This is a genomic window from Flectobacillus roseus (genome assembly GCF_030056595.1).
Classification (GTDB): Bacteria; Bacteroidota; Bacteroidia; order Cytophagales; family Spirosomataceae; genus Flectobacillus; species Flectobacillus roseus.
This window is the reverse complement of record NZ_JASHIF010000012.1, coordinates 180,858-205,168: the sequence shown is the minus strand read 5'-3', so window position 1 is coordinate 205,168 and position 24,311 is coordinate 180,858. Positions and strand designations below refer to the sequence as shown.

General features: G+C 37.3%; 22 protein-coding genes and 1 pseudogene. 9 read left to right on the top strand and 14 right to left on the bottom strand.

What is annotated here, in order from left to right; genetic code table 11:
- Window positions 1-5: 5 nt before the first annotated feature.
- Together QM524_RS16105 and QM524_RS16100 are read right to left on the bottom strand one after the other, a co-directional pair.
- Entirely contained in the window at window positions 6-944 is a 939-nt protein-coding gene (locus tag QM524_RS16105; RefSeq protein WP_283345357.1) for a bestrophin family protein, read from the bottom strand.
- 3 nt (window positions 945-947) lie between these two features.
- A complete protein-coding gene (locus QM524_RS16100; RefSeq protein ID WP_283345356.1) occupies window positions 948-1,706 on the bottom strand; it encodes a type 1 glutamine amidotransferase domain-containing protein in 759 nt (252 codons plus the stop codon).
- 142 nt (window positions 1,707-1,848) lie between these two features.
- Between QM524_RS16100 and QM524_RS16095 the strand changes: the two genes are divergently transcribed.
- Window positions 1,849-2,196, top strand: a complete 348-nt coding sequence (locus QM524_RS16095; RefSeq protein WP_283345355.1) for a winged helix-turn-helix transcriptional regulator — start codon at window positions 1,849-1,851, stop codon at window positions 2,194-2,196.
- Window positions 2,197-2,255: 59 nt separating this feature from the next.
- Here the strand turns inward: QM524_RS16095 and QM524_RS16090 are convergent, their stop codons facing one another.
- The gene (locus QM524_RS16090) at window positions 2,256-2,942 is read right to left on the bottom strand and encodes a DUF4397 domain-containing protein (protein ID WP_283345354.1); all 687 of its coding nucleotides are present in this window, start codon (window positions 2,940-2,942) and stop codon (window positions 2,256-2,258) included.
- A 189-nt stretch (window positions 2,943-3,131) separates the two neighbouring features.
- Here QM524_RS16090 and QM524_RS16085 point away from each other — a divergent pair, with 189 nt between their 5' ends.
- Together QM524_RS16085 and QM524_RS16080 are read left to right on the top strand one after the other, a co-directional pair.
- The gene (locus QM524_RS16085; protein WP_283345353.1) at window positions 3,132-3,641 is read left to right on the top strand and encodes a toxin-antitoxin system YwqK family antitoxin; all 510 of its coding nucleotides are present in this window, start codon (window positions 3,132-3,134) and stop codon (window positions 3,639-3,641) included.
- A 79-nt stretch (window positions 3,642-3,720) separates the two neighbouring features.
- Complete coding sequence (locus QM524_RS16080; RefSeq protein ID WP_283345352.1) at window positions 3,721-3,966, top strand: hypothetical protein; 246 nt, start codon at window positions 3,721-3,723, stop codon at window positions 3,964-3,966.
- 484 nt (window positions 3,967-4,450) lie between these two features.
- Here QM524_RS16080 and QM524_RS16075 read toward each other — a convergent pair whose 3' ends face one another.
- The 4 genes from QM524_RS16075 to QM524_RS16060 form a co-directional block, all read right to left on the bottom strand.
- A complete protein-coding gene (locus QM524_RS16075) occupies window positions 4,451-5,899 on the bottom strand; it encodes a c-type cytochrome domain-containing protein (protein ID WP_283345351.1) in 1,449 nt (482 codons plus the stop codon).
- A 230-nt stretch (window positions 5,900-6,129) separates the two neighbouring features.
- Entirely contained in the window at window positions 6,130-7,203 is a 1,074-nt protein-coding gene (locus tag QM524_RS16070; protein ID WP_283345350.1) for a twin-arginine translocation signal domain-containing protein, read from the bottom strand.
- 240 nt (window positions 7,204-7,443) lie between these two features.
- Window positions 7,444-8,925: a DUF1501 domain-containing protein gene (locus QM524_RS16065; RefSeq protein ID WP_283345349.1), complete on the bottom strand. Its 1,482-nt coding sequence runs from the start codon at window positions 8,923-8,925 to the stop codon at window positions 7,444-7,446.
- Window positions 8,926-8,999: 74 nt separating this feature from the next.
- Entirely contained in the window at window positions 9,000-11,786 is a 2,787-nt protein-coding gene (locus QM524_RS16060; protein ID WP_283345348.1) for a DUF1553 domain-containing protein, read from the bottom strand.
- Window positions 11,787-12,387: 601 nt separating this feature from the next.
- Here QM524_RS16060 and QM524_RS16055 point away from each other — a divergent pair.
- Complete coding sequence (locus tag QM524_RS16055; protein ID WP_283345347.1) at window positions 12,388-13,278, top strand: AraC family transcriptional regulator; 891 nt, start codon at window positions 12,388-12,390, stop codon at window positions 13,276-13,278.
- 430 nt (window positions 13,279-13,708) lie between these two features.
- Here QM524_RS16055 and QM524_RS16050 read toward each other — a convergent pair whose 3' ends face one another.
- Complete coding sequence (locus QM524_RS16050) at window positions 13,709-15,043, bottom strand: PAS domain S-box protein (RefSeq protein ID WP_283345346.1); 1,335 nt, start codon at window positions 15,041-15,043, stop codon at window positions 13,709-13,711.
- A 566-nt stretch (window positions 15,044-15,609) separates the two neighbouring features.
- Between QM524_RS16050 and QM524_RS16045 the strand changes: the two genes are divergently transcribed.
- On the top strand, window positions 15,610-16,785 hold the full coding sequence (locus tag QM524_RS16045; RefSeq protein ID WP_283345345.1) for a hypothetical protein: 1,176 nt from the start codon (window positions 15,610-15,612) through the stop codon (window positions 16,783-16,785).
- Window positions 16,782-18,110 carry a carboxypeptidase-like regulatory domain-containing protein gene (locus tag QM524_RS16040; RefSeq protein WP_283345344.1) on the top strand — a complete coding sequence of 443 codons (1,329 nt, stop codon included), beginning with the start codon at window positions 16,782-16,784 and terminating at the stop codon, window positions 18,108-18,110. The genes QM524_RS16045 and QM524_RS16040 overlap by 4 nt, the downstream gene beginning before the upstream one ends.
- Before the next feature lie 61 nt (window positions 18,111-18,171).
- On the opposite strand, the pseudogene QM524_RS16035 reads toward QM524_RS16040, so the two are convergent.
- The 3 genes and pseudogenes from QM524_RS16035 to QM524_RS16025 all read right to left on the bottom strand — a co-directional run.
- Window positions 18,172-18,282, bottom strand: a pseudogene (locus QM524_RS16035) (AraC family transcriptional regulator); the annotation flags it as partial.
- On the bottom strand, window positions 18,251-18,673 hold the full coding sequence (locus QM524_RS16030) for an SDR family NAD(P)-dependent oxidoreductase (RefSeq protein ID WP_283345343.1): 423 nt from the start codon (window positions 18,671-18,673) through the stop codon (window positions 18,251-18,253). The pseudogene QM524_RS16035 and the gene QM524_RS16030, both read right to left, overlap by 32 nt.
- Before the next feature lie 75 nt (window positions 18,674-18,748).
- A complete protein-coding gene (locus QM524_RS16025; RefSeq protein ID WP_283345342.1) occupies window positions 18,749-19,360 on the bottom strand; it encodes an FMN-dependent NADH-azoreductase in 612 nt (203 codons plus the stop codon).
- 124 nt (window positions 19,361-19,484) lie between these two features.
- On the opposite strand from QM524_RS16025, the gene QM524_RS16020 reads away from it, so the two are divergent.
- Complete coding sequence (locus QM524_RS16020) at window positions 19,485-19,817, top strand: winged helix-turn-helix transcriptional regulator (RefSeq protein WP_283345341.1); 333 nt, start codon at window positions 19,485-19,487, stop codon at window positions 19,815-19,817.
- Window positions 19,818-20,002: 185 nt separating this feature from the next.
- On the opposite strand, the gene QM524_RS16015 is transcribed toward QM524_RS16020, so the two are convergent.
- From QM524_RS16015 to QM524_RS16005, 3 genes are all read right to left on the bottom strand, one after another.
- Window positions 20,003-20,707 (bottom strand): hypothetical protein, encoded by a 705-nt coding sequence (locus QM524_RS16015; protein ID WP_283345340.1) that lies wholly within the window; start codon window positions 20,705-20,707, stop codon window positions 20,003-20,005.
- A 58-nt stretch (window positions 20,708-20,765) separates the two neighbouring features.
- Window positions 20,766-21,470 (bottom strand): hypothetical protein, encoded by a 705-nt coding sequence (locus QM524_RS16010; protein WP_283345339.1) that lies wholly within the window; start codon window positions 21,468-21,470, stop codon window positions 20,766-20,768.
- 71 nt (window positions 21,471-21,541) lie between these two features.
- Window positions 21,542-21,916, bottom strand: a complete 375-nt coding sequence (locus tag QM524_RS16005; protein ID WP_095160616.1) for a winged helix-turn-helix transcriptional regulator — start codon at window positions 21,914-21,916, stop codon at window positions 21,542-21,544.
- Between the two features lie 83 nt (window positions 21,917-21,999).
- Between QM524_RS16005 and QM524_RS16000 the strand changes: the two genes are divergently transcribed.
- Together QM524_RS16000 and QM524_RS15995 are read left to right on the top strand one after the other, a co-directional pair.
- Window positions 22,000-22,878, top strand: coding sequence for an NmrA family NAD(P)-binding protein (locus QM524_RS16000; RefSeq protein ID WP_283345338.1), 879 nt, complete (start codon window positions 22,000-22,002; stop codon window positions 22,876-22,878).
- 265 nt (window positions 22,879-23,143) lie between these two features.
- Window positions 23,144-24,184, top strand: a complete 1,041-nt coding sequence (locus QM524_RS15995; RefSeq protein ID WP_283345337.1) for a sugar phosphate isomerase/epimerase family protein — start codon at window positions 23,144-23,146, stop codon at window positions 24,182-24,184.
- The last annotated feature ends 127 nt before the right edge of the window (window positions 24,185-24,311 follow it).

Below are 24,311 nucleotides of genomic sequence, written 5' to 3'. Positions count from 1 at the left end.
ATATTTTAGTGAATAAAACCGTCTTTAGGTTCTAATTTAGCTGGAATTTCGAGCTCTATTAACATTTCTTTTAAATCTCTTTCTATGGTATTACACATCGAGCTCATTGGGATATCTGTTATTTGGTTTTCGAAAGGATTTTCGTTTACTTCTCCTACTTTTCCCATGACTCCAAAAACAAATGAAATCAAAATACTTGTAGGAATCATTAAAGCTGGAGCATCCATTTTGCTAAAATCAGCAATCAAGCAGAATGGAAGAAGCACCATAAAAACATACAAAAAGAGCTTGGTGAAATAATGATATTGGCGTAGCAGCGGGGTATTCTTGATACGTTCACAAGCACCTTGGTAATTACTAAACCCTGCAAGTGTTGGTTCAATACTGATATTATCAAAGGCTCCTAATAATTCTAACCTAATGCCCTCTTTTATTTTGAACCCCTGGGTTTGTATTAAGAAATTCGCTTTGTTATTTTTCTCTAGTAATTCTCGATATTCCTTTTCTGATAAAAATGGTTTTAGCTCCTCCCAAGCGTTTTGTTGCCTTAGCTGTAACCGTAAAGCATGAGCAAAAGCAATTTGACGATAAACCAGTTCTTTTTTGTAAACGTCTACTTCCTGTACGGAGGCTTTGTCAATTGCAGCAGCGTTCTCTGCATTAACAATAATTTGACGAGCAAAAATCCGACTGTTATTGATAATATTCCCCCAAACTGTACGAGCCTCCCACCAGCGACTATAGGCATTATTGTTCCTAAAAGCAATAAAAATGGCAAGAGCACTGCCTAAAATGGCAGCAATCGAAAAGGGTAAACTTATCGTTTCAAGATGCTTATTATCATACACGAAATAAATTGTTACTGAAACAAAGGTTGCTATGGTTATTTCTATAAACATATAGCGAATTACCGCAAGAGGATTAAAAACTTTGCGAAGTATCATGACTCATCTATTTAGTAATGAAACGACAAGTTCGGCAGCTGCTGTACCGCTGTTTTGTTGTTGTCCTGTAATCAAGTTACCATCTTGAATTGCGTAAGAAGAAAAAGGTGGGGCTACTTTGAATGTTGTATCTGATAATTTTTTAGCCTCAGATTCTATACGATAAGGTTGGATTTTCATTCCAACGGCTTGGTCGGCAAATTCTTCTTCGGCATCGGCAAAGCCTGTCCATGTTTTTCCTTTAACCAATAATTCTCCATCGGATTTTTGGGCTTCTAACAACAAAGTTGTAGAATGACATACAGCAGCACTTGGCTTACCAGCCTCATAGAATTCGACAAAAAGCTTTGCTAAATCGGGGTTGCCTCTGAAAGTATACATTGGACCTTGTCCACCCACTAAAAAGATAGCATCAAACCCAGAAGCTTCAACTTCTGTGAGTTTTTTGGTGTTGGCAAGCATAGAATTAAACCAGTCTTGCTGCATATAACCTAATGAAATCACATCATGCGCCGAATAACCACTTGAATCAGTCGGGTTAGAATAACCATCCATTTCAAGTTTTCCTCCCTCGGTTGAAACCAATACTACTTCATAACCTGCCTCCTGAAAAACTCGAAGTGGATGAGTTAGTTCGGCAGCCCAAAAGCCAATTGGCCAACCCGTTTGTAATGAAGTGCTTGGAGAACTAGCCACCATTAGGATTGTACCTTTAGTGGGTGCTCCATGAAAATGTACATAAGTGTTTATTTCTTTGATCATGTTGTTGAGTTGTTTGATTGATGAAACAAAATTGTATTGACAAACCAACAAAACCATGTGTACAACTTTTTTGTACGATACGTACCAAAAAGTGTGTATACCTCAACAGGACTTTACCACTATATTTGAATAAAAAAAGCTAATGGGAGATTTTAAGTATAATGGAAAAATGTATTATAACCCTGTAGAGTTTGCGATGGACAGAATCGGGGGAACTTGGAAAATGCCCATTTTATGGCGTTTGAAAGACCGTATTATGCGCTATAGCGAGCTACAGAAGGATATACCCCATATTTCGCAGAAGATGCTAACCACACAGCTTCGCGAGTTGGAAGAAGATGGTTTTGTGACAAGAAAAGTCTACCCTGTTGTACCTCCCAAGACGGAGTATACCATTACAGAAAGAGGATTAAGAGCCATTGAGGTCGTTACCGTTATTCGTAATTATGGCTTGGAACTAATGAAAGAAATGGGAGTAGATCATAAGTAACCCCGTAGAAACGACAGAAACTAGTATTTTTTGTCGTTTCTACGGGGCATTATAATTTCTTATTTGTTCGTTACGAGTGCTAGCGAAGCTTTCTGATTGCCTGTTCCTTTTAAACTTCCTTTGGCTACAAGTGTATAAATTTTCCCAGTGGCAATCGACACTTTTTCTAACTGGAACAGCAACGAATCGTTGCTCGCGTCTTTTACTAGAAATGTGTAATTAGACCCAGGCGTAATAGCTTCAAAAGTTTGCACACCTGCAAAACCCGTTTGTGAAAATAAAGGAGTATTTTGACCTTGAAGGTAAAGATTTAGTCCTTTGTTTTCGACCATAAAATTGGCAAAGCGAATATGGGCAAACTTAGGGCTTGGTTTTGATAAATCGTCATTGTAAACCATAATAGAAGGAGTAGCTTTTGTGCCTGCCACAAAGGCGGTGTAGTTACCTTGTTCTGACAAGGTGATTTCTTTTTTTGCTATGGCAGTTGTTGAGCCTTTAGTACTAAAACTTAACTCCATTTTATTCGTAGGGGAATCTTGGTAGCCCAGCTCAGTCATAAAGTCAATATCTTTATCAAGAAACTTTTTGGTACCCACATAAAAACTTACCGTTCCACAATCAGTACAGGCATTGAATACTGATAGTTTGGCTGGCTTAGGTTCTACATTGGGGTTTACCTCGTAAACTTTCTTACAAGAAATGGACAATACTGCCACAAGAACAAAAGAGATGTTTGTAAATTTCATAAAAGAGAAGGTTTAAATTTATCTCAATGAGGCATGGCTTCAGAAGATGGTTGTAAACCTTTTCTGGATTTAACATTCTTTAACAAGTGGGTGAGATAGACTCAATGGCGCAAATTATTAAAGTTGCAGTATATAGCATTATATTAGCTTTGAATCACTTGTTCTAACTGCTTTTCACAAGAATAATTTATGTATACTAATAGTTTAGATACTCCTAGAATCACACGGAAAACCAACTCTGGAGGCATTAGTTGGATTAAAGCAACGCTGTGTATGGTTGCACTGACACTATTTTCATGCCAAGAAAAAAAAGAAGTTAAGGTTAAATATGTAGTCATAAATAAAAAAATTGTACTACCCCAAGGAGTGGAAATTAACGGACTAAAACAAGGCTTGTGGATAGAGTATAATGATGTTGGATTTATTAACAATATTGTTACCTATGTAAATGGAATTGCAAATGGTGAGTGTCTTTTTTATAATGACTTTGGAAGGATCATTAGAAAATTTCACTGTAAGAATGGAAAGTTAAATGGATTATTTGAATGTTTTAATGATAATGGTCTACTTACAGTAAAGGGTGTATATGACGATAATAAAATGAAAGGAGAATGGTTTTACTACAGTGATAATGGTAAGTTGATGACTTATGAGTTATGGGAGAATGGTAAGATTATTAAGAAAAAAGTCTTTGAGTGAAGTCTAACATTATTCCTTGGTCTGTTCAACTTGCTCAGTCAATCTACAATACAAAATTTCTAAAATACAAAAACATCACATGATAACTTTAAGCATTTGTTTGAGCTTTATTCTCACAACTTATAATCAATTGAATACGCATTTCGGAACGTTTACACCAAGTATTTATCCTAAAACAATCACTCTATTAGAAGTGAACAACGATAATGGTTTGAAGAGTGCTGATACAAGTATAATCGTCTTGAAAAAATTAAAATATACGTTGTTGGACATTAAAGATTATAAGACTGACAAACGACAATTACTCATTCAAAAAATCATGTAACCCAAGGTAAAATATTATTTTTAACTCCAGATATAGCACAGGGGTTCTCCGTAAATTGGATCAAAGAAACAAGTGCTGGCTTTGAAGTATCAATAGAGTATGGGTCAAGGTATTATGTTCAAAAGATTTTCCAGTTTGTTTTCGAAAACAATAGTTTTTATTTAAAGAATATTACAACAAGTTCTTTCGATAAATATAGCCCAGAGAAGTATGAGAAAACTATTAAAAACCTAAAGAAGCCTTTCAAAGTGACTAATTTTAAGATGGAAGATTTTGTGTAGTATTTGCTTGAATTGCTATCTTAGGACAAGACAACACTTTTTCAAAAAAGGCGTTCGAAAAACAAATTTCGAACGCCTTTTTTGAAAAACTACAATTTAGGGCTAAAATATTGATAATCATAGTGTTGTTGTGATTATGTGAGAATGCAAATTCTATCATAATCATGCAATCGCAATTACACAATTCGGGATTAACAGCAATTTTATTCCTTCTTGGAAATCTTCTTAGTTTCCTCCCAACCTGTATGTATTGCTACGTCAGGTAGCGCTTTTTTCAATGCTTGAATACCTGTCTTGGTGACTTTACTTTTCCAGCAATAGATATTTTTAAGAGACTTTAGTTTGGCTAAAGCTTGAATGCCTGAATCAGAAATCTGCGTGTCAAATACATTCAGATATTCCAAATATTGTAAATCTTTCAATTGCGCTAACCCTGCGTCTGTAATAGCGGTATGTTCCAAATGTAGATGCGTTAGATGTTTACATTTGGCGACCTCCGCCATAGATTTATCGGTTATTTTAGTGCGCCCCAATTTTAACCAAATGACTTGCTCTGATAGGTTGTTTAATAAATTGATTTGCGCATCATCAAAGTTAGGAGCATTCACAAAGTTGGCTTGTAGAAAATGTTGTCCGTTGGCTACAGGCATGACAATAACCTTTAATGCACTTAATTTTTGAATATCCTCTTCATTGGCAGCAGGAACATTTTCTTTAAAAACTGCTGAAATACTTTCACCATTTTCTTGTGTATTGCCACCATTTGATAGCGATGCTAGCAAAGGCTTTACCTTTTCATCGGGTTTTAGTTGGGCTACCTTTTTGTTAAAAGGTGCGCCTTGCTGAATCCACCAATGCAAAAGCGCGATTTCTTGCTCAGTCAGTGGTGTTTTACCTTTTGGAGGCATGTGATGTTCGTCTTCCTCAGGTAATAGCAAGCGTTTGATAAGTTCGCTATTGGCTGGATCATTTGCTTTGATAATGGCGCCATGTTTACCTCCTTTCAAAAGTAAGTCATGCTGGTCCATACGCAATTCTCCTTTGATTTTATTGGCATTGTGACATGACCAACATTTTTGCTCCATGACTGGGGCTATAATATCTTGATAGACTAATGCCTCATCGATATTCTCTATTTTCCTTTTGGCTGTTCCAGTAGCTATTCGTTTGGGTAGCCCAAACATCGAGCGAAATGGCTCAGGTGTATTGGCGTACAAATAATCTTCACCATGCGTCATATTACCTCCAAGATGCCCCGTAACCGTCAATAGAATTAGCATAGTGAATAAAGCAGATAAATATCCTTTATTCATGACGGGACTTTGCTCGTAACCTTTTAGATACCAAGCCAATAAGGAAACAGCCGCTACCGCTATTCCCATCCATTGATGCCAAAAGAGCGTATCTTCGTTATACTCGCCAGAGGAGGAAAGTAAATAGCCAAAAATACATGATAACACAGCGGTGAGTGAGCCAGTTAGAAGAATAGGAGCAATGGCAGGCTGAAGTGTCTGTAAATATTTTTTACGAGATAACCACTCTAAAATGGCCGCCATTATCAACATTCCAATAGGTAAATGAACCACTAAAGGGTGAAAATGCCCCAAAAATATGGCCCAATCCGAAGAGGCATTGGTTTGCAATACTATCATTATATGTTGATTTGAAAAAATACGGTAAATGTAGGCTTTAGGCTGTAAGCCGTATGCATTAGGCAAAATATTTCCTTTATGACCAATGTACATAGCTGACCGCCGAAAGCCCAATATTTAAGTATGATAAGTAATAAAGTAAAATGTTAATGGTCATGATTCACAATTCACCACTCAGCCCCCATTGCTCTAAAAATCACTCCTCATTCCGCATTCAAAACTCATCACGCTTAAGCAATTCTTTCCAGTTTGATGGGATATGTTTTTTTAGAATTCCACTGAGGAATGTACACGTTTTCGTCAGAGTCTACATATACATCATGAGGGTGCATAAACACATTGTGAGGGTCGTCTTTGTACTGACGTTGTAGCTTACCATCTTTGTAAGTCGGCTCAGACCCACCAGGGGTTGAGATTACTTTCATATTTTTATCCATTACCTGAATATAACCCGAGTTATTCCAAGATTGGTCGGAGCTTCTGTAGGCTGCTGCAAAAATATAGTCGCCATGTAATACTGGTCTGCACACAAAAGTGCCCGGTAAATGATACACCGCCAAGAATTTTCCGTCAAGTGTAAATCTTTTGATACAAGTATGCGAACGGTCTGTAATCAATAAAGTTGGATTCTTTTTATCACGAGTATCTACCAAAACACCGTGACAAGTATCAAATTTATCGTCAGTATAAGCATTTGAGTAACCTCCAAAATGACGGATGTATCGGCCTTTGCTGTCATATTGAATAATATATTGTGAACCATATCCATCAGCTACATAGATATCGCCATTGGCTGGGTTAATAGCTGTTTCTGTAGGTACAAAGCGGTTAGGCGATTCATAAACGCCTGTTTCTTTAGGATATTCCAATTTCATTACTTCACGTCCTTTCAAGTCGGTTTTGATGACTTGATGACGATTGTTATCACAAATAAATAAAAACTGTTCGGCACCTTCATTTGAAATGGACAGACCATGTGCACCGGGGTAACTTGTGCCCCAAGCTTCCAATAATTTTCCTGATTTATCATAAATCAAGATATTGTTTTTGGTTTCGTTGGTACACATAATCAAACGACCTTTGGCATCTTCTACCATTTCGTGACAGTCGTTCACAGGGTTTTTAGCAGCATCTAGTACGCCCCATCCTGCTACTACTTTGTACTTGTGGGAATTATGCCCAATGATGATTTCTTCCATTTTTTGAGATGTTTTATTGCCTAAACTAGTATTGGTGATTAAACCAGCTCCTACAGCTAAGGTGCTAGTTTTGAGGAAATTTCTTCTGGATTGATGCTCGTACATAGAGGATAATATGTTAATGGTAAATTACGAATTGTGAATCAATACTGTACGAAGAGTTTCCAAACTATTTCGGATATCGGATATGGGATTTCGGAAGTTTAATCATTTATTTTCTTTATTTCCGAAATCAGAAATCCCAAATCCGCAATTATTGGAAATTCTTCTTACAGTACTAATTGAGAATTATAGATTTAGGCTAGTGATTTGTCTAATACCTATAGCTCATAGCCTAAGGCATCATTAAGACAAAACCGAACGGATAACTTTTCCACTAGTATCGGTTAATCTAAAGTTTCTACCTTGAAATGGATAGGTAAATTCTTCATGGTTGAAGCCTAAACAGTGCATGATGGTTGCTTGCAAATCAAAAACAGAAGTACGGTCTTTTATGCCGACATAACCCACAGGATCTGTTTCGCCGTGTGAATAGCCGCCCTTGATGCCTCCGCCTGCCATCCAAACGGTGAACGCTTCGGTATGGTGGTCTCTTCCTTTGAAGGCAGCCGCTTTACCTTCGCGATTTTCTGCCATTGGGGTTCTCCCAAATTCTGCTCCCCAAACGATGAGTGTTTCATCTAGTAAACCTCTTTGTTTTAAGTCTTGGATTAAAGCTGTAATGGCTTTGTCGACGGTCGAACATTTTTTGGTCAAACCATTTGCCACGTCAGTATCTTCCGAACCTCCGCCGTGGGAGTCCCATCCCCAATCAAAAAGTTGTACAAAACGCACGCCTTGTTCTACGAGTTTGCGTGCTAGCAGGCAGTTGTTGGCAAAGGATTCTTTGCCTAATTGTGTGCCGTACATTTCGTGGATATAGGCTGGTTCTTTGGTAATATCCATTACTTCTGGTACAGTAGTCTGCATCCTGAAGGCCATTTCGTATTGCGAAATACGTGCTAAGGTTTCAGGGTCATGAAACTCTTCGTAAGATTCTTTATTGATTTCGGTAATGGCATCGATGGTACTTTTGCGTAAATCACGACTCATTCCTGCTGGGTCTGAAATATATAAAACAGGCTCACCCTGATTCCGACATTGAACACCTTGGTACACCGAAGGTAAAAATCCGCTACCCCACAAGGCCTTGCCGCCATCTGGGTTTTTTCCACCAGAAGTAAGCACCATGTATCCCGGTAAGTTCTGATTTTCGGATCCCAAACCATACGTTGCCCACGTACCCGTACTCGGTCGCCCTAAGCGAGCCGAACCTGTGTGAAGTAGCAATTGCGCAGGAGCATGGTTGAACTGGTCGGTGTACATCGCCTTGATAAACGAAATATCATCTGCCACTGATTGTAAATGAGGCATTTTATCCGAAACCCAAGCGCCACTTTGACCTACTTGTTGGAATTGGGCTTGTGGTCCCATCATTTGCGGGACACCACGGATAAAGGCAAACTTTTTGCCTTCTAGAAAAGAAGCTGGACAGTCTTTTCCATCCAATTTCATCAAATCGGGTTTGTAATCAAATAACTCCAGCTGCGAAGGCGCACCTGCCATATGTAAGTAAATGACAGATTTGGCTTTACCTGCAAAATGAGGCATTTTGGGTGCAAGAGGATTAGCCGCACTCGCTACTGTATTCTGTGGAGTACTGCTACAACTTTGCAGTAACGAACCCATAGCCATCATCCCCAAGCCCGTAGTGCATTGCTTGAGAAAATGCCGACGGGTCTCGTAGCGAAGCTTTTCAAAAAGAAGTTCTTGCTGTAAGTTTTTCATACGTTTATTCAATGAACAAAAGCTTTTAGGTTTAAGAAAATCTGACCTCCGAAATCAAAAATCCACAATCAAATTTATTCTTTCATAATAAACTCATCCAGATTCAGCAACGTACTAGCTACGAGGGTTTTAGCAGCTAAGTCTGGAATGTTTTTAGGTTTTATATTATCATCAGGACAAATATTGAGAAGCTTTTCGGCTTCGCTTTTATTCTGCCGATATGCTTGCAATGAATTGGTATAGAGTCGTTTAAATACCGCTAATTTTTTCTTAGAAATAGGTTTACCAATCGTAAATTGATAAGTATTACTAACTTGTGTGTCAAACGAGCCTTGAATATGATCCATTTTTTGGGCTAGATGTTTGGCACATTCCAAATACACAGGGTCATTGAGCGTGACAAGTGCCTGTAAAGGCGTATTGGTTCGGATTCTTCTTGCCAAGCAAATATCACGATTAGCGCCGTCAAAAGTAATCATCGAAGGATAGGGCGTTGAGCGTCGCCAATAGGTGTATAAGGCTCTTCGATACTGATCGTCTTTTTCACTTGTTTTCCAAGCCATGCTACTGTAAGGTGTATTCCAAATTCCATCGGGTTGATACGGCATTACGCTTTTTCCATACATTTTAGGACTTAACAAGCCGCTCACCAGTAAGGCTTGATCTCGGATTTGCTCAGCTGACAAGCGTACTCTTGGTCCACGGGCTAAAAGTCGATTCATAGGGTCTTTTTCTAATAAATCTGGGTTGGCTTTAGAATCTTGTTGGTATGTAGCCGACATAACCATTTCTTTCAAGAGTTGCTTGGGTTTCCATTGGTATTCAGTCATGAATTTTACGGCTAGATAGTCCAACAAAGCTGGATGCGTAGGCGTAAATCCTTGTGTGCCAAAATCTTCCAAAGTTTCGACCAAACCTATGCCAAAAATTTGTTCCCAAAAGCGATTTACCGCTACTCTGGCTGTTAACGGATTGTCTTGACTTCCTAACCACATGGCTAGTCCAAGACGATTTTTAGGGGCATTTTTAGGTAATCCTCCAAATATCGCAGGTACTTCTGGTGTCACCACTTGCGTTTTGGCCAACCAATTACCCCGCTCCCAAACCTGTGTTTGACGAGTAAACTCTTTTGGCGAATCCAGCATCACAGGGGTATTTTCGGTGCTGGCACTGATTAAGGCTAGAAAATCCTTTTTTCTTTGACTAAAATCAGCTCTATCTTTTCCCGGAAATTCAGGTAATAAGGTAAAACTTCCAATGACACAGGTGCTTTGGTCAGGTTTTACCTTGGTATTTTTAAATACAAGATACCAATCCTGACGACCACTCATGGCAGGCAAATCATATAACTGATAATCCCATGAGTTGGTCCAGCCACCTTTTTGGGTGGTATCTAGCTTGATAGTCGTCAAGAGTTTCCCTGTTAGTGAACCAAGGCGTATTTCCATCAAAGTAGGGCTGCCAGTTTTGTTGCCATAAGCGACCAAAAGGTGTCGCTTGCCTTCTACAGGAAGGGCTTTGAAGCGAACAGAACCGCCATTGCGAACACCCAAATACTTGTTATCTGCTAGGGCGCCATTGATAAATTGGTCTCCTGCATGTGGATGAATTTTGGGCTCTAAAAAAGTCAAGTAGTGGGATATCTCCTGCTCTTTGGCGGTGCCAAAATTGCTTTTCAACCAGCTTTTCAACCGCTCAAGCTTTGCTTTATCTTCTGGTTGGGTAAATTGGCGGAGGTATGGCGAATCATCAGGAATATCTTCGTCGCGAGTATTATAAAAAAATGCCATTGATTTGTAATAGTCCTCATGTCGAATTGGATCATAAGGATGCGAGTGGCATTGTACACAGGCCATAGTTGTTCCCTGAAGCATCTCCCAAGTCGTATTTACACGGTCGACCATCGAGGCATTTCGAAATTCTTCATCATCAGTACCACCTTCGTCATTGTTAACGGTATTACGATGAAAGGCAGTAGCGATGTATTGTTCTTCGGAAGGGTTTTTTAATAAATCGCCAGCTAGTTGTTCCTTGATAAATTGATTATAAGGAATATTCTTATTAAATGCCTTGATGACGTAGTCGCGATATTGCCAGATATTGCGAGCTTCGTCTTTTTCATAACCCTTGGTATCCGAATATCTTGCCATGTCTAGCCACATACCAGCCCATCGTTCGCCATATTGAGGAGAAGCTAGTAAGGCATCCACAACTTTTTCATAAGCATTATCTGAATTGTCATTCAAGAAATCCTGCATCTGCTTGTCGGTAGGAGGTAAGCCCGTCAGGTCTAAGCACACTCTGCGAAGTAGAATAGATTTTTCGGCTTGTTTCGAAGGTGATAACCCTTCTTCATCTAGTTTATTTTTGATAAAATAATCAATGTCGTTTTTCTCCCATTTAGTAGAAAACCAGCTAAATATGCCTGCAAAAAAGCTTTTATTGGGAACTTTGGGCATTTCTGGTTTGACAAAAGCCCAGTGTTCGCCCCAATTCGCTCCTTGATTTACCCATTTAGTCAAAATTTCTATCTCTTCTTTTTTCAGAGGTTCTTTCTTCAACGGCATTCTTTCCTCTGGGTCTTTATGCGTCAGACGAATAATAAACTCAGAATGTTTGGCATCACCTGGAATAATGGCGGGTTTTCCAGACTCAGTCTTTCCTAGGGCTTCTTCTCGAAATAATAGACTAAAGCCTCCCTGCTTTTTTACGCCACCATGACATGAAATACAGTGTTTATTTAAAATCGGTTTTACTTCTGTGCTGTAATCAACGTTGTTGTTTGCTCCCCAAAAAGAGTATACAGAGTATCCTCCGATTAAAACGATGCTACTAATGAAGAGTAATTTGTTGGTATTCATAAGAGTAATAATTCCGTAACGAGTTAATTTATGGAATAAGCGCGTGAGTAATAGCTTGGTTTAAAGGCTCAGAATAGCTGTAGATGGCTAGAGTTAGAGGAGGACAACTCGATATGCTTGCTGTTCTCATAATGGTAATGAATAATGATTTTATTATACTCTAAGTAGAAAAGAAAATTTTTAAATACTGTCTGTAAGTATGGTGATTAGGAGATTATAAAGATGAATTTGGTAATAGGAAAGCTTAAAGCTTATACAAAAGATGGATAAATCACTGAATATATTTATGGTAAATAGGATTTTCTCTAAGGCATACTATTATCATAATCATGAAGGTATAGGTAAAAATGGGTTAGGATTAAATTGTAATGATTAATGGCTTTATTATTAATGTGTTATCGTTGTTTGTAAAATTTGCACATATATGATTTAGTAAAATTTATCAAGACTTATAGATATTCAAAAGGTTATAATACTTTATTTTTTGTGTTTTGGGAAGATATTTTTTGATTATCTCGATTGGATTTATGCAAAAATAGAACTTGAATAATTACTTTTACATGACTATTTTAATGAAAAAGATAGATAATATTATGATTGTATGGCGATGATAGAGAAAAAGGAAGGATTTATAGGGCAGCGATCTTATGTGGTACCCAGCGATTTGTTAACACGAATATCTCAACATCCTTTGCTGGAAGCCCTGCATATTACAGATATTGGCTACTATCCCAAGGCAAGCTTTCATGCAAGGGAGCGAAAATCTGGTTGTCCTCAATATATCTTGATTTATTGTGTGCAAGGGGAAGGATACTTTGAAATAAATGGGTCGAGATATGAGATAACCCCTGACTATTTTTTTATACTACCTGCCCATATACCACATAAATACGGAGCCAATAGTGATAATCCTTGGACAATCTATTGGGTACATTTTACAGGAACAAAAGCATCAGATTATTGGAATTTTTTACTGGATAATTCAGATAGAGTAATGCCAATATTTCTAGCTCCAAACAACGACAGGATTGTTATTTTCGAAGATATTATGACACATATCGAGATGTCATTCAACGATGATAATATGGTCTATGCTAATACCCGCTTTGCGTATTTTTTGACAACCTTCAAATCTACAGTATTTAGTCCAAATTCACAGCGTATTGATGACCCCGATTCCATTTCACGAGTCATCAATTATATGAGAGAGCATCTGACAGAAATGTTGACATTAGAGCAACTTGCTGAAGTGGCAGGGATGTCTACTTCGCATTTCTCAGCGGTATTTCGTCAGAAAGTGCAAAGTTCGCCTATCCAATTTTTTACCGTTCTTAAAATCCAACAAGCTTGTCGATTGTTGGAATATAGCAGGCTTCGCATCAAAGAAATCGCTTATCAGATAGGCTATAGTGACCCCTATCATTTTAGTCGAGTTTTTACAACAGTGATGGGTATATCTCCCAGAGATTTTAGAAAAGCAGATAAGCAATAGTGAAGTACGAGTTAGAGTTATAGGTAGGATTAAAAAAGCATGGATTTCGGATATTAGATTTGTGCTGTACGAAGGATTTTATGTTGTTCAAATGCGTTCTTATCATTAGGATTTTTGTCGCTACTTTAGGCTGTAAGCCGTAGGCATTAGGCAAAAGGTCTTTATAATTTCATAAAAAACAATTTTACACTGGTTGCCTATTGCCTAAAGCTCTCATGTATCGGCTTTCAGCTTTGGGCATTCGGCAAAAATGAATCTGTATCTACTAAAAAAATTACACTCGTGGCCTTGTGTCTGTTGCCTCGTGCCTAAAACAAAAAACTTTGCTCACTTACTTAATATTGGATTTCGGAAATAAAGGTAATAATCTCTATTTCCCAAATCCCAAATCCGAAATCCGAAATCCCCATAGCTGACCCCTGAAAGCCCATTACTCACCCTGTGTCAGATAAGTTTGATTAACGATATTCTTAATGATTGTATCGAGCTCCTCGGTAGCCTCTTTCAGATAGTTGAGATATAAGTCGATCGAAGAGGAGGTTGCGTTGTCCAGAAGTAATTCCGTAATGCCTTTGATATTGGCAAGTGGCTTGCGCACTTCATGAGACTGTTGCCAAGCTATTTTTCTGAACAATTCCGAATGTAATTGTAGCTTTTCTTCTTGTTTGAGCAAAACACGAACGTCTCTCGCTGCTAGCACAATGGTTTTATTGGTATTAAACCTGTAGGCATTGATTGTAATATCGACGGTAACAAGCTCGCCTGCTTTGTTGATTGTAGAAATAAACCTATCGGAAGTTAGGTTAGTAAAAAAGGCATCAGAATTTTCAAAAAGCGGACTACTGCCCATATCATCGAAATAAGAACAAAAGATGATATTACGGATATCTGTTCCTGCTAATTCTTCACAAGTATAGCCTAGAAGTTCTTCTGCTGCTGAATTGATATGAATAACTCTGAAGTTTTTGTCAAGTACGGCGAGTGCGATGGGCGTATTTTCGATGATATTTTTGAACCTGATTTCACTTTCTTGCAGGTCTAATTCAAACTTTCTTTTTTGAGAAACATCAAGTGATAAAATGGTAACACCAATGACTTGATTTGTTGAATTTTTGATAGGGAATATCTTTATTTTAAACCAGTAAGTTTGCCCATTAGAAGCATTAACAGGAACCTCTCTATCAATTATTTTACCTTCTAAAGCCAATTTCAATAGAAACTCCGTCTGAGCCCTATCTACCTCGCTTACAACCTCTAAAATGTTGGCTCCATTTTTGAGAAGATGCCTGTTGTCATACATGTATTGCTTCGTGAGCGCTTCGTTGTGGTATAAAATCGTGAGGTCTTGATTTAGGAATAAGACACCTTCGTGAGCCTCTGATAAGATGGATTCAAAACAGTGTGTGAGCGTATCGATTTCTCTGTAGGAAGGAGGGCTTAAAGGTAGGTTTTTGAAGGAGAAAAGAGCCCCTTGAATCGTGCCTTGATTACAGTAGATGGGTTCTCCTTTGATGTAGCATTGAATGGTGTTTGAATGGCTTTGCTTTGTCAAGCTAGTATCTACTTTTTGACCAGACATTACTTCTTCGAATAGCCGAAAATAATGATTGTGGTCGAAAGGAAGTTGGTGTTCGGTGATAGATAAACCTTTTTGGAGTGGTTGAGGATTGTGCCAATTAAATATTGTTTCAAAATGGGCATTGAATGAAATGATTTCATGACTAGGAGAAACAAATAGAGATGGCGTTTCACTACAATTGAGCATAGTCTGGACTAACTCGACTAAATGAGAGTTGTGCATAGTAAGGGATATAAAATGATAGGTTTAATAATGATGTGTTATAGGTAATAAAATTACCATTGCAAAATTATTATAGATACTGAAATATTGGAAGTAATGTTTTGAAACTTTAAAGAGGGTGAGTTTAAGGCAAAGACTTGAATCAAGAACTATAGGAATCGTCTAAAAATCAGTCGTATCACACACAATATTTCTTCTATTAAGTAGTTATTCTACCAAAATTAATACGCCAAAACCTCCATAACCTTTTTAAGTATCATGCCAAACTCTACAGTTCTATACAAGGGCTCGATTTCCCGACATGAGTATTTCCTATTCGTTCATTTCACAGCACTTTATCTTACTTTATACGGTAAACATAAGATGCTCTAACCTTAGGCTTCTTCAAGTACTATTGTATGCCTGTAATCTTCCCAAGTTATTGTTTTAATATGGTTTAACTATTTGATATTCTGACAAATAGGATTTTTCTATTATTGCCCTACTAGGTAACAACAAACTCGCTTGAAACAACTAAACAAATAGTCTATATGCTTAATAATTTTTACTCAAAAGTATTCATCGTATTACTTTTGGTAATGACTGGATGTCAGTCTAAAAAGGAATCTACAACTAGCAACTGGGAGATAAAGCCCACAGCGCAACAGCTATCAATCACACAAATCGGTATTGATACGGTCTTTGTCAATCTTCCAAAATTCTCGTACCGTGGATTTTGGAAAATGGATGGAAGTCAACTGCTATATTTTGATAAAATGTATGGCGCTGTCTCAATCTTTGATAAAACAGGTAAGTTCGTTTCAACGCCACTATCTAAAGGTAAAGGACCAAGAGAAATAGACTCTTGGTGTAAAAATGGAAGTAATAATGTGTTATTCGAAGGATACCGAATTTATCAATATGACAGCAAATGGCAAAAAATAAAAGTCTCTTCGCTTAATACAGACTCAACTATTTCGAAAAAAGAGCTTATTGATAAGCCCAAGGCATCCTTTTTAGAAGTATATGAAGTAAAGTATTTTCAGAATAACCATACGATGTTAGATTCTACGAATGTTTTGTTCAATATCGAATCCCCACACCCTAAGTTTAATAGATACTTCAGTGCCTTTGCAAAGGCATACTACCAGCAAGCCAACATTTTTGCAAGGGTAAATATTAATACAGGGAAATGGGAGAAAAACCTTCTCCATTATTCTGATTATTATGTAGCGCATCCTAATGTGCCTAATTTTTCCAATTGGAGCTATGATATGGATGCCAGTAAGTTATACTTAAATTTTGATGCAGACTCTTTAATATATATTTACGACAAGCAATTGAAACCTTTGTACGCCTTCGGAAGAAAAGGCGTAGATATGAACCAGAAGTATATTGAAACTACCACTTATAAAGAGGCTATAAAGGTATTTTCTCAAGAAAGAGCAGCGAAAGGGTTTTACTCGGCTATTAAAAGAATTGCCAAGTTGGATTTGACCTTTAGATGTTATACCACAGGCAATAGTGAAGCGGATATCTTCGATGATGATGACGCTAATAATCGTAGAATGCAAATTTATAAAGGCACTGTTTTAGTCGGAGATGTTCAAGTTCCTAGTCGCTTTAATATTATTGGATACGACGAAAACTTTATTTACGCCGATGGATACCTAGATGAGTCAAATGAAAAATTAGCATTCTATAAATTTAAAATACCTACGCTATGAAAAAAACTATTTTGCTGATTTGCCTTTTTTTAGGGCATTTCTACCACCTTGTTGGTCAATCTACCACAGTAAAAGGTCATGTTAGTTCAAAAGATGACACCAAGGGTATTCCTTATGTTTCAGTAGGCATAAGCAATACATCTATCGGTACTATTTGTGATGAGTTTGGCAATTTTGTGCTCCAAGTTCCCAGCCAATACTTACAAGATTCTTTATTTTTTTCCTGTGTTGGATATAGCACCATCAAAAGCAAAATCGATGGGTCTAAGCCCATGAATATTGCTTTGTCTTCTAAATTGTATCTACTTCCAGAGGTAATGATTTTCCCCTATTTATCTGCGGAAGAAATTTTGGAGAAATTAAAGCAAAAAATGGGAGATAACTTCTATCAAAATATCTACAAACAACAGGGGATATTTACCTCAACCTCCTTCAGAGACGGGCAATGTGTGGGTTTTACGCAAATGAAACTTGATATTTTCAATAGAGGATTTGATTGGTCTTACACCGAACTACCCACAATGTACGTTTCAACAACAGATTTGATCAATGTCAAAGAGCAGCGAAAAAGTACCTATTTCTACGGTAAAGATATACGTGGATTAAAGGAAGAAGGGAAGTTTTATGATTGGTTAAACATCGTGAAAGAAGATATACTTCATAAAGGTTTTTTGGTGAAAGGGAAAAGTAAAAGTGTGGTCAAAATTGTAGATACTACGATGTACAACAATGAGGTCGTATATGTATTGAGGTGTGAACCGAGTACATCTTTACTCAAAAAAATCAACAAAACACCTTTGGCATTCTTTCCAATACATGCAGGCTTATACGAAGCCGAATTTTATGTGAATGCGAAGAATTACGCGATTCATAAGGTAGTATTTTCGACTAAAAAATATACGACTCTTTATAAAGTTCTCAAAAATGAGCAAGACTTCAAGGCAAAGTGGAATTATATAGAAGGAGTCATTCTGTATGAGCCATACCAAGGAAAATATTTTCCTAAATACATATCGTATGAGGAATCCTTCCTAGACAAAAATGCTCCAACAGAAGAAGAAATAAGCATCACTAAGAAAAACCAGTTAGTCCTCACAGATTTAGGGGAAATATCAGGAAGCTCAGATGCCTATAAGAAAGAATTTGGGTTTGAGATTGATAAAGAGGGAAACCTAAAACGACAAAGGCCTAAAGTAAATGAGGTTTTCAACCCAACTTTTTGGGAGAAAATCCCATTGGATTTATACCTTTCCAAACAATCACAAAATAACCTAGAATCACAAGCAAACGAACCTCTCGAAAATCAATTTAAAAAGGTGAAGTAAAATTGAGAGTAAAGTTTTGATACTAGTCCAAGTCCAAGACTTGGACTAGAAGTTACTGCTTCTAGTTATAACTATGTCGGTATTCAATAGGTGTCAAATTAGTTTTGCTTTTGAATAGCTTGCTGAAGGATTGTGAGTATTCAAACCCTAATTGATAGGCAATTTTCTCCAAATAGCCTGACAGCTTCTTGAGATGCAAGAAGTACACCTAAAACATTGATGTCGAAGATACGTCTGTATGAATCCTCTGTGAATGATTCTAATAGAGAAAACCCATAAATACCTGCGTTATTAACCAAAACATCTAAGCCACCAAAAACATTTAAAGTTTCTTCAAAAAGGTGTTTAACATCGCTTTGTTCTGACATATCTCCTTGAATGGCAACGGCGTTTCCGCCCGCACTGATTATTTCTTCAACCACCGCATTAGCACTTTCTTTACTTGAGGCATAATTTACTACCACTTTTGCTCCAGATGCACCCATTTGTTTGGCAATTCCAGCACCAATTCCTTTGGATGCACCTGTTACAATTACCACTTTGTTTTCTAATTTATTATTCATCGCTTTGTTTATTTGTGAGTTACAAAGGTCTGAAGTTCAAAAAGTTTGAATGTGTTCAAAATGGCTTTCAATATATTAATCAATGACAATGCTATCAATTCCTTTTTGTAACGCAGTATCTTGAACTACAGGTACGTGTAGTCCTTCTGCTCTGAATACACTAAGGTCTGTCATGCCCAAAAACCCTAAAAAAGATTGTAGATAAGGTGCTACAAAATCATGCAATTTGCCTTGCTCATCGGTATAAATACCACCCGAACTCATGGCAACATATACTTTTTTGTCTTTTACAAAGCCTATTGGTAAACCTTCTGTACTATAACCAAATGTAATACCACGACGCGTAATATGGTCTATCCAAGCTTTTAGTGAGCTATGAATTGTGCGGTTGATTAGTGCTGCACCTATTACAATTATATCCGCATCAAATAACTGTTTTACCAGTTTGTCCGATAGCTCAAGTTGCTGTTTTACTTCATCGGTTTGATATTCTGTTGGCGTAAACATAGCCCGAAGTGTCTCTGGACTAAGATGAGGAATGTTACTTTCTACTAAGTCTAATTGCTCAACAGTGCTGTTTGGGTATTTTTCCTGAATTTTTTCTACAATAGCATTTCCCAGTTTTTTGCTGTACGATTGCTCTCCCATTATACTGGAATTAAGCTGTAATATTTTCTTTGAAGTCATCTTTTGGTTTTTTAAAATTGAATGGCTCAAAGGTAGAAAAAGTAAGTATCGGAAAGTTACTAGTTTCCCAAAGGAAAGCGCTTCCCTTTATGAAAGCTATTATTTTTGTATCATGGCAACAAAAATGACAAAAACAGAATGCGCAAGCAATTTAAAGAATGTAATAGATGCTTTGTATGTATTGAATGGGAAATGGAAATTACCCATTGTATTGAGTTTGGTAAACGCTCCCAAGCGTTTTAATGAAATCATGAAAGATGTGGAAGGTATTTCTCCCAAAATATTGGCTCAAGAGCTGAAACATTTAGAGCAAAATGAGTTAGTCATCAGAAATGTATATGCTACCACACCCGTGAGTATTGTTTACGAAGCATCGCCATATAGCGAAACCTTGAAGGATGTTTTAAGAGCCTTGAGTGATTGGGGAGCTGGACATAGAAAGAAGATTATTGGATGAGGATTGTGTTCAAAGTAGTTGTCGTCGAATTTATTGAAAACCTGACTCTACTTTTATAGTTTCAATTCTTAGACTTGAGGCTTTTGCAATAGTTGTTTATAGATAAACCTCGAAAGTAAAGTTTGTAAACTTTTTAAAGAGTGAGTCCAAGTCCAAGACTTGGACTATATTTAGTCTGGAAAACGTTATTCAAAAACAAGTTTAGTCTTAGGCTCGAAAACTTCAAAACCAGTTATTTTTTCTTTTTTTAATCGTTTAATTAACCTAGAGGAAAAATAACTACCACCAACCGTCAAAAATCTGGTATCCCACACATCTAAGCTAGTATCAAAGCTAGATTTTAATACTAATTTAGTTGCAACAAGCCCTTTTTTCGTCGATAAACGAACGGCTTGATATTCCTCCAATGAGTTTACTCGAATGATTTGAGAAGAGTCTTTTGCGTATAATAAGAAAAGATCGTTGACGAATTCTGATTTTTCAAAATCTACATTTTCGCCAAACTCCAATTCAAAATGTAACAGCCAATAGCCCTCTATAAGCTCTATTTTTTTTTCAACTTTACTAGGTTGATGAAAAGTTACTGGATAAAATCTATGGTTTGGTAAATTATATTCTTCTAATATTTTTTTGACTCTATCAGAAATACAAACACCTTTCAACAATGAGTCAATGCCAATGAAATCAGTTCCTCTGACATTCTTATCCAAAATAAGACCATCAAGCCGTACATCAAAATCAGGCAAATTGCCAAGAAAAAAATCGGAAGGTTCAAAATCTCTGTTAAAAAAGTTCTCAACCTCACTCGAATGATACTTGTAATTATAAGGAAAATAACCTTTTGAAGTTCCATCAATATGATCTGTACAATGTAGTTGCCAATATTTCATAGTGTAGTTGTTTATTGTATGCACTGGTTCAAGTCAACGACTTGAGTTAGAGTTAGGTCTATTCAAAAACAAGATCACTTAAAGGTTCAAGAGCTTCAAAACCAGTTATTTTTTCTTTTTTTAATCGTTTAATTAACCTAGAGGAAAAATAACTACCACCAACCGTCAAAAATCTGGTAGACCACACATCTAAGCTAATATCAAAGCTAGATTTTAATACTAATTTAGTTGCCACGAGCCCTTTTTTCGTCGACAAACGAACTGCTTTATATTCCTCCAATGAGTTTACCCGAATGATTAGAGAAGGGTCTGATTTACCTAAAAAGAGAATATCGTTAACGAATTCTGATTTTTCAAAATCTACATTTTCACCAAACTCCAACTCAAAATGTAACAGCCAATAGCCCTCTATGACCTCTATTTTTTTTTCAACTTTACTAGGTTGATGAAAAGTGACTGGGTAAAATCGATGGTTTGGCAAATTATATTCCTCTAGTATTTTTTTGACTCTATCGGAAATGCAAACACCTCTCAATAATGCGCCAATGCCAATAAAATCAGTCACTCTGACATTTTTATCCAAAATAATACCATCAAGCCGTACTTCAAAATCAGGCAGATTACCCAGAAAAAAATCGGAAGGATTAAGATCTCTAAAAAAAAAGTTCTCAACTTCACTCGAATGATACTTATAATCATCTGGAAAATAGCCTTTTGAGACTCCATTAACATGACGTTTACATTTTAGTCGCCAATATTTCATAGTGTAGATGTTTATTGTATGCACTGGTTCAAGTCTTTGACTTGAACCTATTTTTGTAAATAGTTTTCAAACTATTTACCTTCCATATCAACACTTTTCCCCTGATGCTCAAAAGCCCAAGTTGCCATGGCGTGTATGACAGGAAGGAGTTTTTTCCCAGATTCGCTCAACTGGTAAGTTACAAAAGGAGGCACAACTGGTTTTGCTTCTCTGATTAACAATCCGTCTGCTTCTAACTGCTTCAAATGCTGAATTAATACTTTTTCAGTAATAGCTGGAATCGCCTTTTTGAGTTCACTGTATCGTTTACTTTCTTGAGATAAATGATAAATAATGATGGGCTTCCAGTATCCTCCAATCTTTTCCATCGTAAAAGTTACAGGACATAGTTCCAAGGCTGTTTTCTTATTTTGTTGTATGGTCGATGATTCTTTAATCGCTGTCATTTGATACATACTTTAGGGTAAGTACTTGTAAAAAAGTAAGTACAAAAATACCTTTGTATCAACAAAAAACAAAATATAAGATCATGAAAATTACAGTCACAGGTTCATTAGGAAACATAGGTAAACATTTGGTAAAAATATTGGTAGCAAATTCTAACGAAGTAACTGTTATCAGTAGCAACGAAGATAGAAAGTCTGCCATCGAAGCGCTTGGTGCCCAGGCTGCTATTGGCTCGATTACAGATACTGATTTTTTGGTAAAGTCTTTTACGGGTTCTGATGCGGTATATGTAATGACTCCTCCAAACATGGGTGGTCAGAACATCATCGAGAACACGGTTAACGCAGGAAAATCGTACGCTGAGGCTATTGTAAAAGCAGGAGTTCAAAAAGTAGTAATGCTTAGTAGTATTGGCGCTGAATTCGAAAATGGAACTGGGCCAATCGCTGGGCTTTATCATATCGAAAATTTGTATCGCACATTACTTCCCAATGTGAACGTAAGCTTTATGCGAGCAGGGTATTTCTATACAAATTTCTACAGTAATGTTCCACTGATTAAAGGTATGGGAATTATTGGTGCTAATTATCCCGCTGAGGCTAAAATGCCAGTGGTGCATCCACAAAATATCGCCGAAGCAGTAGCGGAGGAATTACAAACCAGTACTACAGGACATCAGGTTCGTTATGTTGTTAGCGACTATGTAAGTTTGTCGGAGGTGGCTAAAGCATTTGGGGATGCTCTTGGAAAACAACTTCCTTGGGTAGAGTTTACCGACGAACAATCATTACAAGGAATGCAACAAGCTGGTCTACCTGCCGAAATGGCAAACTTATATACCGAAATGGGCGTGGCAGTTCGTGAAGGAAAATTACAAAAGGATTTTGACGCAAGTGGTGCTCCACAGGTAGGTTCTATCAAAATTCAGGACTTTGCTAAAGAGTTTGCAGGAGCATTTTAAGGTTAAAAAGACCTAAAAATGATTTCATCCACAGTCTAAACAACTTCTTGTTTGGGCTGTGGATTTTTATTTTATCTTTATGATAAAATAGACTTGAAATATGCCATAACTGTCTAATAGTTTGGGTATTTGGTCGATTGATAGTCGTAATTTTTTGGCTAAAAAATACAGATTGCGTAACATTACATCAGATGCATTGTATTGTCACAAGTACTTTGTTCCTATTCCCTTTAATTTTTACATAAACCAATTTAACTATTTGAAAATGAACGATTACAATTCTTCTCGCCGTCAGTTTTTAGGTGCTGGCGCTGCTTTGCTTACAGGTACACTCATGGCCAATGGAAAACTCTGGGGGATGCCTGCCATTATTGATAATTTCGGAAAATCTAGCTCTTTGATTAAAGGCGTACAAATCGGTGTAATTACCTATTCGTTTCGTGAAATGCCCGACCAAAGTGCGGAGGCAACTTTACAATATGTCCGTGATTGTGGTATTAGTGCGATTGAACTGATGGGCGGTCCAGCCGAAAGCTTTGCTGGCGCACCTAAAAATCCTGTAGATTTCCGTGCTGTATTTCCATTGATGCGTAAACGCAATGAAAAACAAACCTTGACTCCCGAGGAGCAGCAACAACTAGACGAAGCTGAAACTAAAATGAAAGCTTATCGTGCTGAAATGGCGCAATGGCGTGCGACGGCTCCTATTAGTAAGTTTGAGGAATTAGGAAAGACCTATAAAAAAGCAGGAGTTTCTATTTATGCTTTCAAACCTGATGCCTTTGGTATGCAAAATACCGATACTGAAATTGAATATGGTATGCGTGCTGCAAAGGCTTTGGGTGCTACGCAGGTTACTTTGGAGCATCCAAGTAATGATGCTCATACCTTGAAATTGGGTAAAATGGCTGAAAAAGTTGGTATCAAAGTAGGTTACCATGGTCACGAGCAACAAACTTATACTTTCTGGGATACAGCTTTGGCGCAGTCACCTGCCAATGCTTTAAATCTTGATTTTGGACACTTTGTGGCAGCAGGAAACCCAACGCCTTTGGAGATGGTCAAAAAATATCATGAGCGAATTGTGAGTATGCACATCAAAGATCGTCAGACAAAAGCCAACGGTCGTGGCAATTTGCCATGGGGACAAGGCGATACGCCTATCGCTGATGCGCTCAAATTGATACGTGATAACAAATACAATTTCCCTGCAACTATCGAATTAGAATACCAAATTCCAAAAGGCTCAAATTCGGTAGAAGAAGTGAAAAAATGTCTAGAGTTTTGTAAGCAAGCGTTGGCTTAATAGTGGACAGGCACAAAGGCACAGAGGGACAAAGTGAAGGAGGGTAAATCACGAAGTATATCTGTGCCTTTGTTGTTTCCCTGAAGATACTTATATTTTTAGTAGAGCTATAACACTAGATAGGTAA

Bases quoted from the DNA above. Each gene is read 5' to 3' on its own strand.
- QM524_RS15995 (WP_283345337.1), top strand. From the start codon at position 23,144: ATGAACGATTACAATTCTTCTCGCCGTCAGTTTTTAGGTGCTGGCGCT.
- QM524_RS16055 (WP_283345347.1), top strand. From the start codon at position 12,388: ATGGCGATGATAGAGAAAAAGGAAGGATTTATAGGGCAGCGATCTTAT.
- QM524_RS16070 (WP_283345350.1), bottom strand. From the start codon at position 7,203: ATGTACGAGCATCAATCCAGAAGAAATTTCCTCAAAACTAGCACCTTA.
- QM524_RS16015 (WP_283345340.1), bottom strand. From the start codon at position 20,707: ATGAAATATTGGCAACTACATTGTACAGATCATATTGATGGAACTTCA.
- QM524_RS16000 (WP_283345338.1), top strand. From the start codon at position 22,000: ATGAAAATTACAGTCACAGGTTCATTAGGAAACATAGGTAAACATTTG.
- QM524_RS16080 (WP_283345352.1), top strand. From the start codon at position 3,721: ATGATAACTTTAAGCATTTGTTTGAGCTTTATTCTCACAACTTATAAT.
- QM524_RS16100 (WP_283345356.1), bottom strand. From the start codon at position 1,706: ATGATCAAAGAAATAAACACTTATGTACATTTTCATGGAGCACCCACT.
- QM524_RS16065 (WP_283345349.1), bottom strand. From the start codon at position 8,925: ATGAAAAACTTACAGCAAGAACTTCTTTTTGAAAAGCTTCGCTACGAG.
- QM524_RS16095 (WP_283345355.1), top strand. From the start codon at position 1,849: ATGGGAGATTTTAAGTATAATGGAAAAATGTATTATAACCCTGTAGAG.
- QM524_RS16075 (WP_283345351.1), bottom strand. From the start codon at position 5,899: ATGATAGTATTGCAAACCAATGCCTCTTCGGATTGGGCCATATTTTTG.
- QM524_RS16085 (WP_283345353.1), top strand. From the start codon at position 3,132: ATGTATACTAATAGTTTAGATACTCCTAGAATCACACGGAAAACCAAC.
- QM524_RS16040 (WP_283345344.1), top strand. From the start codon at position 16,782: ATGAAAAAAACTATTTTGCTGATTTGCCTTTTTTTAGGGCATTTCTAC.
- QM524_RS16025 (WP_283345342.1), bottom strand. From the start codon at position 19,360: ATGACTTCAAAGAAAATATTACAGCTTAATTCCAGTATAATGGGAGAG.
- QM524_RS16105 (WP_283345357.1), bottom strand. From the start codon at position 944: ATGATACTTCGCAAAGTTTTTAATCCTCTTGCGGTAATTCGCTATATG.
- QM524_RS16060 (WP_283345348.1), bottom strand. From the start codon at position 11,786: ATGAATACCAACAAATTACTCTTCATTAGTAGCATCGTTTTAATCGGA.
- QM524_RS16005 (WP_095160616.1), bottom strand. From the start codon at position 21,916: ATGACAGCGATTAAAGAATCATCGACCATACAACAAAATAAGAAAACA.
- QM524_RS16010 (WP_283345339.1), bottom strand. From the start codon at position 21,470: ATGAAATATTGGCGACTAAAATGTAAACGTCATGTTAATGGAGTCTCA.
- QM524_RS16020 (WP_283345341.1), top strand. From the start codon at position 19,485: ATGACAAAAACAGAATGCGCAAGCAATTTAAAGAATGTAATAGATGCT.
- QM524_RS16030 (WP_283345343.1), bottom strand. From the start codon at position 18,673: ATGAATAATAAATTAGAAAACAAAGTGGTAATTGTAACAGGTGCATCC.
- QM524_RS16045 (WP_283345345.1), top strand. From the start codon at position 15,610: ATGCTTAATAATTTTTACTCAAAAGTATTCATCGTATTACTTTTGGTA.
- QM524_RS16050 (WP_283345346.1), bottom strand. From the start codon at position 15,043: ATGCTCAATTGTAGTGAAACGCCATCTCTATTTGTTTCTCCTAGTCAT.
- QM524_RS16090 (WP_283345354.1), bottom strand. From the start codon at position 2,942: ATGAAATTTACAAACATCTCTTTTGTTCTTGTGGCAGTATTGTCCATT.